Source organism: Halococcus sp. AFM35, assembly GCF_051195015.1.
Classification (GTDB): Archaea; Halobacteriota; Halobacteria; order Halobacteriales; family Halococcaceae; genus Halococcus.
In genome coordinates this window covers 42581-51458 of record NZ_JBNTJU010000018.1, presented here as the reverse complement: position 1 = coordinate 51458, position 8878 = coordinate 42581, and the positions used below count along the sequence as shown (strand labels likewise).

At 65.3% G+C, this 8878-nt stretch carries 11 protein-coding genes and 1 tRNA gene; 4 read left to right on the top strand and 8 right to left on the bottom strand.

The genetic code is table 11. The annotated features are described in order from the left end of the window. Positions 1–4 precede the first annotated feature (4 nt). Entirely contained in the window at positions 5–739 is a 735-nt protein-coding gene (locus tag ACQUQO_RS13465; RefSeq protein WP_435078537.1) for a Fic family protein, read from the bottom strand. Positions 740–908: 169 nt separating this feature from the next. Here ACQUQO_RS13465 and hjc point away from each other — a divergent pair, with 169 nt between their 5' ends. Next, positions 909–1334 (top strand): Holliday junction resolvase Hjc, encoded by a 426-nt coding sequence (gene hjc / locus ACQUQO_RS13460; RefSeq protein ID WP_435078536.1) that lies wholly within the window; start codon positions 909–911, stop codon positions 1332–1334. Between the two features lie 172 nt (positions 1335–1506). Here the strand turns inward: hjc and ACQUQO_RS13455 are convergent, their stop codons facing one another. Further along, the gene (locus ACQUQO_RS13455; RefSeq protein WP_435078535.1) at positions 1507–2169 is read right to left on the bottom strand and encodes a potassium channel family protein; all 663 of its coding nucleotides are present in this window, start codon (positions 2167–2169) and stop codon (positions 1507–1509) included. Positions 2170–2312: 143 nt separating this feature from the next. On the opposite strand from ACQUQO_RS13455, the gene ACQUQO_RS13450 reads away from it, so the two are divergent. After that, positions 2313–3092: an NAD-dependent epimerase/dehydratase family protein gene (locus ACQUQO_RS13450; protein WP_435078534.1), complete on the top strand. Its 780-nt coding sequence runs from the start codon at positions 2313–2315 to the stop codon at positions 3090–3092. Positions 3093–3122: 30 nt separating this feature from the next. On the opposite strand, the gene ACQUQO_RS13445 is transcribed toward ACQUQO_RS13450, so the two are convergent. The 3 genes from ACQUQO_RS13445 to ACQUQO_RS13435 form a co-directional block, all read right to left on the bottom strand. Continuing rightward, positions 3123–4418, bottom strand: a complete 1296-nt coding sequence (locus ACQUQO_RS13445) for a hypothetical protein (RefSeq protein WP_435078533.1) — start codon at positions 4416–4418, stop codon at positions 3123–3125. A 112-nt stretch (positions 4419–4530) separates the two neighbouring features. Next, positions 4531–4602: transfer RNA gene (locus ACQUQO_RS13440), tRNA-Thr, on the bottom strand. Between the two features lie 42 nt (positions 4603–4644). Then, entirely contained in the window at positions 4645–5292 is a 648-nt protein-coding gene (locus ACQUQO_RS13435; protein WP_435078532.1) for a DUF7114 family protein, read from the bottom strand. A gap of 59 nt (positions 5293–5351) precedes the next feature. On the opposite strand from ACQUQO_RS13435, the gene ACQUQO_RS13430 reads away from it, so the two are divergent. After that, positions 5352–6041, top strand: a complete 690-nt coding sequence (locus ACQUQO_RS13430; protein ID WP_435078531.1) for an enoyl-CoA hydratase/isomerase family protein — start codon at positions 5352–5354, stop codon at positions 6039–6041. On the opposite strand, the gene ACQUQO_RS13425 is transcribed toward ACQUQO_RS13430, so the two are convergent. Both ACQUQO_RS13425 and ACQUQO_RS13420 read right to left on the bottom strand, forming a co-directional pair. Further along, on the bottom strand, positions 6038–6883 hold the full coding sequence (locus tag ACQUQO_RS13425; RefSeq protein WP_435078530.1) for an NAD+ synthase: 846 nt from the start codon (positions 6881–6883) through the stop codon (positions 6038–6040). The two genes, ACQUQO_RS13430 and ACQUQO_RS13425, sit on opposite strands and share 4 nt — an antisense overlap. A gap of 58 nt (positions 6884–6941) precedes the next feature. Beyond that, a complete protein-coding gene (locus tag ACQUQO_RS13420) occupies positions 6942–7784 on the bottom strand; it encodes a DUF63 family protein (protein ID WP_435078529.1) in 843 nt (280 codons plus the stop codon). 81 nt (positions 7785–7865) lie between these two features. Here ACQUQO_RS13420 and deoC point away from each other — a divergent pair, with 81 nt between their 5' ends. Next, the gene (gene deoC / locus ACQUQO_RS13415) at positions 7866–8501 is read left to right on the top strand and encodes a deoxyribose-phosphate aldolase (protein WP_435078528.1); all 636 of its coding nucleotides are present in this window, start codon (positions 7866–7868) and stop codon (positions 8499–8501) included. Here the strand turns inward: deoC and ACQUQO_RS13410 are convergent, their stop codons facing one another. Continuing rightward, complete coding sequence (locus ACQUQO_RS13410) at positions 8502–8780, bottom strand: hypothetical protein (protein ID WP_435078527.1); 279 nt, start codon at positions 8778–8780, stop codon at positions 8502–8504. Positions 8781–8878: the final 98 nt, after the last annotated feature.

Below are 8878 nucleotides of genomic sequence, written 5' to 3'. Positions count from 1 at the left end.
GAGATCACGCCTTACCCTGAACAAACGAGTGGCTTACGCCTTCAACGCGGAGGTGAGGCCTTAACCGAACACGGATGGTTTCGAGTTGATAGTGGAGAATTGCGACATCGACGAGGTCGGGATAGCGACCACCTGACTGCATATACTGTTCGAAATTCCTCATCTTCGAAGCCGCCACCTCGGCTTTCGGTGGGACGAAACGGACACGTTGGCCAATACCGTTCGTGTCTTCCTCGATCCAGACGTACTGTGACCGGAACGCACCGGGTTGTGGGTCGTCGTCGGTTCGGTCGGCCTCCATCAGCGAACTGTGGAGAGATTTGAGGAGCGCGATGGAGAGATTTTCGCGTGAGCGTCCATCACGTGTCAGTTGTGCAGTGGCTTGTCGAAGTGCTTCTGCGTAATTTCTCGCTTCCCTGACGTCTTTCGAGTCGGACCCTCTTCGATACATATCAGAGACAGTAACCTGCGTCCCCTCGACTTGCGACGATTGTTCGGCCTCTTTATAGACGAAGAGACCGAACACGGCTTCTGGATCGTCGATCTCGCTCCAGAATCCATCCAGCCGGCCAAGCGAATGCATCGCACGGCCGTGAATCGCACCGAGCTTCTCCGAGAGAGTAATGTCTGGCGGGAGATCATCCGGTAAATAAAACTTGGATGCGGGGAGCGATGCACCCGAATCGGCCGGAAGATACTTACCGGGAACCGGTTCATCCACGAGATATCCGTCTTTCATTAGCGACTCGAAGGGCACAGATAGTAAAAGGTTAGTGCATACCGTTCACTTAGAACGGCTACGCTACTCCTCGGTAAACAAACGCCGCAGGAGGGTTACCTAGCGTGGCGAGCAGAATCGATAGCAAACAACGGCGTTTTGTACCAATGGTTGCGAATCTACCCGATAGATGTCGAACGCCAAGGGCGACCGCCGGGAGCGCGAACTCGTCAACCGACTCGACGCGGCGGGCTTTGCGGTGATGCGCGCGCCGGCCAGCGGTAGCGCCACCGAGCGCGAACTCCCCGATGCGCTCGCGGGCAACGGCAGGGTCTTCTATGCCATCGAGGCGAAATCGAGTAGTGGCAACCCCATCTATCTCACCGGCGAGGAGGTCGAGGCGCTGGTCTTCTTCGCCCAAAATTTCGGCGCGAAACCGCGTATCGGGGTGCGGTTCGACCGCGAGGACTGGTATTTCTTCCATCCGAGCGACCTCCATGTCACCGACGGCGGTAACTATCGTGTGAAAAAGGAGACCGCGCTCGAATCGGGGACCGATTTCGACGAACTCACCGGCAGCTCCTCGCGCACGCGCCTCGACGACTACGACGGCTGACGGTTCCCGCGACGCCCGTCGTGCGTATGTCTGACGCGGAGTTAAGTGCCGGCCGTCCGTCGCTTCGGACGGGCGCGCACCGCCGGTTTCACTCCCCATCCTCCCCACCCGCGCGCCCGCACGGTCCTCGCTCCGGTGGCCCTCCCCTCCCCTTTCCGTTACTGTTCGAGAGCTACGCGTCGGCCCCGTGAATCATCTCGCGGACGGTCGCCACCGCGTCCGGGCGGGCCATGAGCGCGAGCTGGTCGCCCGTCTCGATTGCCGTTCTGGGGAGCGGTATCGTCATCGGCTCGCCCGCCCGCCCGTGGGCATACACCCGCGCCTCCTCGGGCACGTCGAGGGTGACGACGCGCTCGCCGACGACGGGCGAGTCGTCGGGCACGGTGAGCGTGGCCGCCGAGAGCTTCTCGGTGATGTCGGCGAGGACGCTGAAATCCCCACCGAGCAGGGCAGTCTTCGCCCCGGCCGCACCGAGCTGTTCGGGATAGATGATTTCGTCGACGCCCTCGCTGTACTCGCGGTAGACCGCTTCGGAGAACTCCTCGCTGATGCGGAGCACCGTCCGACAGCCGTGGTCGTTGGCGACCGCACACACCGCGAAGTTGGTCTCGGGGTCGCCGGTGAGTCCGCCGACCGCATCGGCCGCATCGAGGTCGGTCTCGGCGAGCACGTCCGTCGCGGCACCGTCACCCTCGACGACGGTGAACCCGTTTTCGCGGGCGCGTTCGGCTTTTGCCGGGTCGTTTTCGACGACGACCACCTCGTGGCCCTCCGTGGCGAGGAGGTCGGCCGTCCGGATGCCGACGCGGCCGAACCCAACGATAACATATCTCATGGTCGGTATAGCAGGCCGGGGATGAAAACACTATCTGCTCTCGGCGGTGAGTCGACGAGACGGCGACGGGGAGGCTGATGGGGAGGTCGAGTATGCATGTTCTTGACCAAAGGCTATGTGTCATCCCCGAATACGGCTGGTCGATGACGGCCATTGCCATCACTGGCGCGGCGGGCGGGGTCGGTCGAACGCTGCTCGAAGGGTTCGACGACCACGACGTGACGCCGCTCACCTACGAGGAAGCGGACGACATCGACAGCATCGTCTGTGACGTTCTCGACCGCGAGGCGTTCACGGAGGCGCTCGCCGGACAGGACGTCCTCGTGCATCTCGCGGGCAACGCCTCGGCGTACGCCGACTGGAACGAGGTGCGCGAGGTGAACATCGACGGCGTCTACAACGCCTACGAGGCGGCCGTCGCCAACGGGCTCGACCGCGTGGTCTATGCGAGTTCGAACCACGCGGTGAACATGGCCGACGTCGCCGACCCGAGCGAGCCCGAGACGATGACGCCGGAGGCACCGACGGTTTTCGCCGATACGGACGCACGACCCGATTCCTATTATGGAGTCACGAAAGTCGCCGGCGAGGCCATCGGCAACTACTACGCCGCCCGCCACGGCATCGAAGTGGTCCATTCCCGCATCGGCTGGCTGATGGACCGCGAGGAGTTGCAGGACACCCAAGAGAACCCCGACCACCCCTATCCCGACGCGTACGCGCGCTTCGCCCGCGCGATGTGGCTCAGTCCGCGGGACTGCCGGGACCTCCACGAACGGGCCGCCACGGCCGACCTGCCCGAAACCCCAGTGACCGCTCACGGCGTCTCCAGAAACGACGAGCGGTATCTCTCGCTGACCGAGACCCAGCGTGCGCTCGGCTATCGGCCGCGGGACAACGCAAGCGAGGCGCTCGACGGCTGAGTGGGATACGAAGTGACTCGGGCCGCGCGGTCACTCGAAGACGTCCTCGACGAGGAGGTCGGCGATGCGCTCGTTGGTCTCGGCGCTGTAGTGGCCGCCCTCCCCGCGCTGGACGTACAGCGACTCGACGGCATCGGGGTCGTCGGCTTCGTCGAAGTGGCGCGGGATGTCGATGGTCTCTAGGTCCGGATATTCGTCGTCGAGACGGTCGAGCAAGTCGCCGTAGACGGGTCCGTGGGTCGCCTCGTAGGCCGCATACCGTAATTGGCCGCCCATCGCAAACACCGGCGTGAACTCCTTTTCGTCGGCGTAGTCGACGAATTCGCCGATGATGGCCGTGAACAGGTCTTCCTTCAGGTCGTACAGTTCCTCGTGGTATCGAACCCGCGGCTGTTCGAGTCTGACCCCCGAACGCGTCTTCGCTTGAGTGGTGTCGATGCCGGGTAGCGAAACGCCGGTTCGGCGTTCGACGTCTTCGAGGGCGGCAGCGGAGAGATAGCGGAGCTGTTCGGGGGGTTCGAGCAGGTCAGTCGCGTACGGGAACCGCGCGAGATGCGGCTTGAACCAGTGGTCGTAGTGATAGTCGTTCGAGCGGAGGAACTCGGCGTGGGCTTCGAGGTCAAGGAGGTCCTCTTTCTGCGCTATCGGCGTCTCGACTAGCTCCAGCGAGCCGTCATCGAGTCTGTAGCGTGGCTTCGTCGCGAGCACGTTGCCGAACTCCTGATAGTGTTTCCAGACGCTCAGGATGCGGGCAATTGACGATGCTGTGACGAGAACCACCACGTAATCGGTCGGGTCCTCCGGGTACTGTCGTTTGAGCCGCAGAAGTGCCTGGTCGAGACCGTAGTTGCCGCCGCCGTAGTTGCCGACGTGCGTGCCGAGCTTTCGTGCGAGGTGATTCTGGAAGGTCTCGTCGTCGTTGACCTCCCGACAGAAACAGTACGAATCGCCGTAGGTCGAAACCGAGAGGTCGGCATCGTCATCGCGTTCGGCGGCTGGACAGACTCTGCTTCCATATTCGTCGGTCGAATACTCGACGACGGTGCGGACCTCCTCGCCGGGGAGGTGGTCGCCGGTGTCCTTCTGTTTCGTCCGATTGGGCTGAGGACACCAGCCGAGTTCCGGGTCGAAACTGGAGAATTTCTCGAGCAGCGCCCGGTCGATACCCGGAAACTCCTCCAGGACGACCGTCGGCATGCTGTTCAGCCCCTCCCCGTATCGCCGCAGAGCGTACCGCGAGAGCGTCTCCAGACCGATTGCGCTCGCCGCTCCGATGCCGAGTGCCGCCCACAGCCGACTCCGTCGTTCTCCATCGGTTCGCGTCATCACTCGGCAACTGATGCACTGTTCCGATATAGGTTATGATGCCATCGACCGCAGCGGCCGAGCGTCAGCCGAAAATCGGCCCATCCTGAGCGATACCCGTGTAGAGAGCGCAAGCCTAGGCCGGGATTTGAACCCGGGGTCTCGTCCTTACCAAGGACGCGCTTTACCGCTAAGCTACCCAGGCAGCATTCGTGCCTACCGCCGAGCCGTCTTTATCCGTTTCGGTTCAGGAGTCCGTCGCCGACGTGCGCGCGCCGGCGTCGGTCGACTCGAACGGTGCGCTCGCTCGCCGGGCGAGTGCGTCGCGCGTTGCGGCGTCGAACAGTGCCTCGGCGGCGGGGAGGTCGGTCGATTCGGCCGTGGCGAGGTCGGCGACGAATTCGCGGTAGTTGGTCGAAGGATGGCCGTCGACGGCCGTGGTGCCGGCGACGGCGGCGAGGCGGAACACGTCGGCTTCGAGGCGGCACTTGTCGCGCCCACGGGTCCGGTCGCGGCCGAAATTGCGGACGGTTTCGACGGCACTCCCGGCGGCGTCGGTGCGCGCGAGCAGGTAGAACCCGCGGGCGACGAGCGCGTCGGCGGCGAGTACCGCCACGTTGGCCTCGTCGCTTTCGTCGGTCTCCCACGGTACCTCGGCGGCGAGCCGGCGCGTCAGTCGAAGTCCCTCGTAGATGAGTTGGGTGCCGGCAGCACGCTTGGCGACGGTCTCGAAGCCAATCGAAGAATCGAGTGCACGGGCCGAGAGCACGACGAGCACGCCGGGGGCCATCGAGCCGGTTTCGAGGGCGGCCGTGACGGCGTCGTTGAACGGTTCCGGGTCGATATCACGGACGGCCTCCCGCGCTGCGGACCGGACGTGGGAGGCTTCCTCCATCGGCAAATCGTCAGGCCGCGGACGGCAAAGGCCTTTGGAAACGGGCCGTACGTTCGCTCGTGATTGAAGTACGTATCGACGGTCCGGTCGCCACCGTCACCCTCGACCGCCCGCACAGACGCAACGCACTGACGCCGGCCGCGCTCGACGACCTCGAAGCCACGGTCGAGTCGCTCGACACACCGGTCATCCACCTGCGAGGCGCTGGCCCGGCCTTCTGTGCAGGGGCGGACCTCGCCGCCGTTGCCGACCTCGATGGGGATGAAGCCCACGAGTTCGCCCGGGACGGCCAGCGCGTCGCCGAGATCATCGAGAACACCGAGTCGGTGGTCGTGGCTGGCATCGACGGGGCCGCCCGCGGCGGCGGGGTCGAGCTCGCGCTCGCCTGTGACATCCGCCTCGCCACCCCGGAAGCGAGTTTCGCCGAGACGGGCGTCAAACTGGGGCTGTTCGGCGCGTGGGGTGGCACCCATCGACTACCCGCGGTCGTCGGGATGGGTAACGCCCTCGACCTCGCGCTCTCGGGGCGAACGGTCGACGCCGAGGAAGCGCTGCGGATGGGACTGGTCTCCAGAATCGTCGACGATCCCGCCGAAGCGGTTGCAGCAATCGCCGAGAGCGACCCGGCAGCGCTCACCGTCGTGAAAGAACGGTTGCGCGACGATGCGCCGACCGACGAGCAGGACCGGCGCGAGGCGGAAGCGTTCGCCGACCTCATCGAGCGCGCGGACCTCGCCGAATACCGCTAATCGAACCGGGTGAGCGGTGCGGGCGCGGGCGGCGTGTGGCGTTTGTGCTCGCTGCTGGCGACCAATTCCTCGACGCGCTCGACGGTCTCGGTGGGAATGTCGAGTTCGCGCGCCGTCGCCGTCCGCGAGAGCGGACCGTCGACCCGCAGCGCGAGGACTGCATCGAGCGTGTCGTAGCCAAGCCCCAGTTCGTCTTCGTCGGTCTGGCCGGCCCACATCCCGGCAGTGGGCGTCTTCTCGACGAGGTCGTCGGGGATACCTACATGACGGGCGAGCTGGCGCACCTGCATCTTGTAGAGGTTGCCGATGGGGTGGCAATCGACCGCGCCGTCGCCGTATTTGGTGAAGTAACCGACGAGCGCCTCGCTGCGGTTGCCCGTCCCGAGAACCATCACGTCCTCCCGATTGGCGACGAAGTAGTTGCAAACGGCCCGTACGCGCACCCGGAGGTTGCCGACGGCTGTCTTCGAGGAATCGCCGTCCGCGGAGTCGGGAAAGACATCGAGGAACGCCTCCACTATCGGCTCGATTGCGAGCACGTCGTAGTCGATGCCGAGGTCCTCGGCGACCCGTTCGGCGTCGCTCATGTTCTCATCACTGTTGACCTCGCTCGGCAACACCAGCCCGTGCAGCCCATCCGTTCCGAGTGCTTCGACAGCCAGATAGGCCGTCAGCGTGCTGTCGATACCGCCCGAAATCCCGAGCACGCCGCCGGTCGCGCCCGCGTACTCGACGCGCTCGCTGATGAACCGGGTGATGTGCTCGCGGTGGGCGTCGAGTTCGGCTTCCGAGAGCGAGAGGTCGAAGGGCATGTCGGTCGCCGTCGTTTCGGTATCGGACATTGCCCGACGGTAGACAGCCACGTCACTAATACTCACCACCTGCCCGTGGAACAAGGGACTACGGGGTGGCGATGGTGAACAGCAGGAGGTTGTGTACGCCCGGCCCGAGACCGACCGCCGCGACCGCCCCGAGCAGGAGATAGCCCTCGGTCGGCTCCTCGCGGACGTACTCGCTCAGGAAGACGACGACCAGCACCGCAAGCACGAGTTTGACGAGGACAAACAACCAGCCCGCGCCGATGACCTCCGCCGTGGGCAGCCCGGCGGCGAACTCGATGACCGCCCGCGAGACCGGCGAGCGCTCGCCGAAACCCAACACGTCGAGACCGACGGCCGTCGAGACGCCGTCGAGGGTGTGACCGAACACCGCGAGCGCGCCGACCGCACCCGTGCACTCGGTCTCCGGCACCGCTCGGCGCAGCCCGCTCCAGACTGCGGCCGCGAGGACTGCTGCGACGACCAGCCCCAGTGCGGGCCACGCGACGGTCAACCCAGGTGTACCGACCGAGAGCGCCCAGCCCAGAGCGATGGCGGTGAGAACGCTTCCCACGAGCGCGACGACACCCGGAACGGAGGGAAGTCGCCAGCGCCCGGTGGGGAGGTCGGCCGCTGCTGTGACAGTCCAAACCGTACCGGCAACGGTAGCGACGGAGAGATACACCGTGGGCGAGCCGAAAAGCGGTCGCAGAACGAGGGGAACGGCTTCGACCTCATAGAGCACGTACAGACTCGACCCCAGCACCATCCACGGCGCGAACGCGACGACCACCCGGTCGGTCACTCGTGGACCGACCCGGCGCAGCGAGACGGCGACGGCGACGAACGCGACCGCGAGGACGATGAGATAGCCGACCGGCGGGAGCGTCGAGCCGGCAGGCAGCAACTGCGCGGGCATCTGCATATCCGACGGCCGGCCGGCCCGGGCGAAAGCGTTCCGGTCGTCCAGGGGCGGATTTATCCGCCGTGCGCCCCCATGGATGGCATGGACCGCGCCGCCTTTGCCGCGAGCATCGACCACACAGTACTGGGTCCCGAAACCACCCCCGAAGACGTCGAACGAGTCCTTGGAGAGGCCGCCGAGCATGGGATGAATGCCTGCATTCCGCCCTGCTATCTCGATAGCGCCGACGGGCGCGACGTGACCGTCGCCACCGTCATCGGCTTCCCGCACGGCCAGCACGCCCCAGCAGTCAAACGCGAGGAGGCGGTCGCTGCATGGGAGGCCGGGGCCGACGAACTCGACGTCGTCATCAACGTCGGGCGGCTCCGCGCGGGGGAGGCCGAACGGGTCACCGAGGAACTCGCCGACGTGGTGGCGGCCGTCCCGATTCCAGTGAAGGCCATCATCGAAGCACCCCTGTTGAGCGACGCGGAGAAGCGCCGTGCCTGTGGGTGTGCGGTCGATGCCGACGCCGATTTCGTGAAGACCGCGACCGGCTTCGAGGGCGGTGCGACCGTCGAGGACGTCGAACTCATGAGCGAGTTCCTTCCCGTGAAGGCAAGCGGCGGCATCGGGAGCTACGAGAAGGCAGAAGAGATGTTCGCGGCAGGAGCCGACCGCATCGGCGCGTCGAGCGGCGTCGCACTCGTCGAAGGGTTCGACGCCGCCGAGGACTGATTACTCGCCGTCGAGCACGCGAACGACGCCGGTGACGACGAGCCACGGAGCGATCACGAGCGAGCCGAAGCCAATCATCGACACGGCGAACAGCCACGCCAAGGCCGGCAGCGACACGGCGAACCAGAGGGCCGCGAACCCGAGCGTCAGGACGGCGAACACCGCCGCCGCGAACGTCGTGGCACGTTCGGCCGTTCGACCCCGCCATGCGCGCGCACCAGCGCGCCCGTTCCTGTGCAGTACCCTCCGTCCAGCCTCGGCAGCACTATCGTAGTTCATTCTCGTTTCGTAGTAGGCCGCCTGCCACGATAAGTGTTAGCTGAAATTCATTTCTGTAACGCCGACAACCGAAATCCGCTTCAGTAACCAATCGGGAA

Excerpts from the sequence above, each read along its gene's own strand:
- ACQUQO_RS13465 (WP_435078537.1), bottom strand. The coding sequence starts at position 739 with ATGAAAGACGGATATCTCGTGGATGAACCGGTTCCCGGTAAGTATCTT.
- hjc (WP_435078536.1), top strand. The coding sequence starts at position 909 with ATGTCGAACGCCAAGGGCGACCGCCGGGAGCGCGAACTCGTCAACCGA.
- ACQUQO_RS13455 (WP_435078535.1), bottom strand. The coding sequence starts at position 2,169 with ATGAGATATGTTATCGTTGGGTTCGGCCGCGTCGGCATCCGGACGGCC.
- ACQUQO_RS13450 (WP_435078534.1), top strand. The coding sequence starts at position 2,313 with ATGACGGCCATTGCCATCACTGGCGCGGCGGGCGGGGTCGGTCGAACG.
- ACQUQO_RS13445 (WP_435078533.1), bottom strand. The coding sequence starts at position 4,418 with ATGACGCGAACCGATGGAGAACGACGGAGTCGGCTGTGGGCGGCACTC.
- ACQUQO_RS13435 (WP_435078532.1), bottom strand. The coding sequence starts at position 5,292 with ATGGAGGAAGCCTCCCACGTCCGGTCCGCAGCGCGGGAGGCCGTCCGT.
- ACQUQO_RS13425 (WP_435078530.1), bottom strand. The coding sequence starts at position 6,883 with ATGTCCGATACCGAAACGACGGCGACCGACATGCCCTTCGACCTCTCG.
- ACQUQO_RS13420 (WP_435078529.1), bottom strand. The coding sequence starts at position 7,784 with ATGCAGATGCCCGCGCAGTTGCTGCCTGCCGGCTCGACGCTCCCGCCG.
- deoC (WP_435078528.1), top strand. The coding sequence starts at position 7,866 with ATGGACCGCGCCGCCTTTGCCGCGAGCATCGACCACACAGTACTGGGT.
- ACQUQO_RS13410 (WP_435078527.1), bottom strand. The coding sequence starts at position 8,780 with ATGAACTACGATAGTGCTGCCGAGGCTGGACGGAGGGTACTGCACAGG.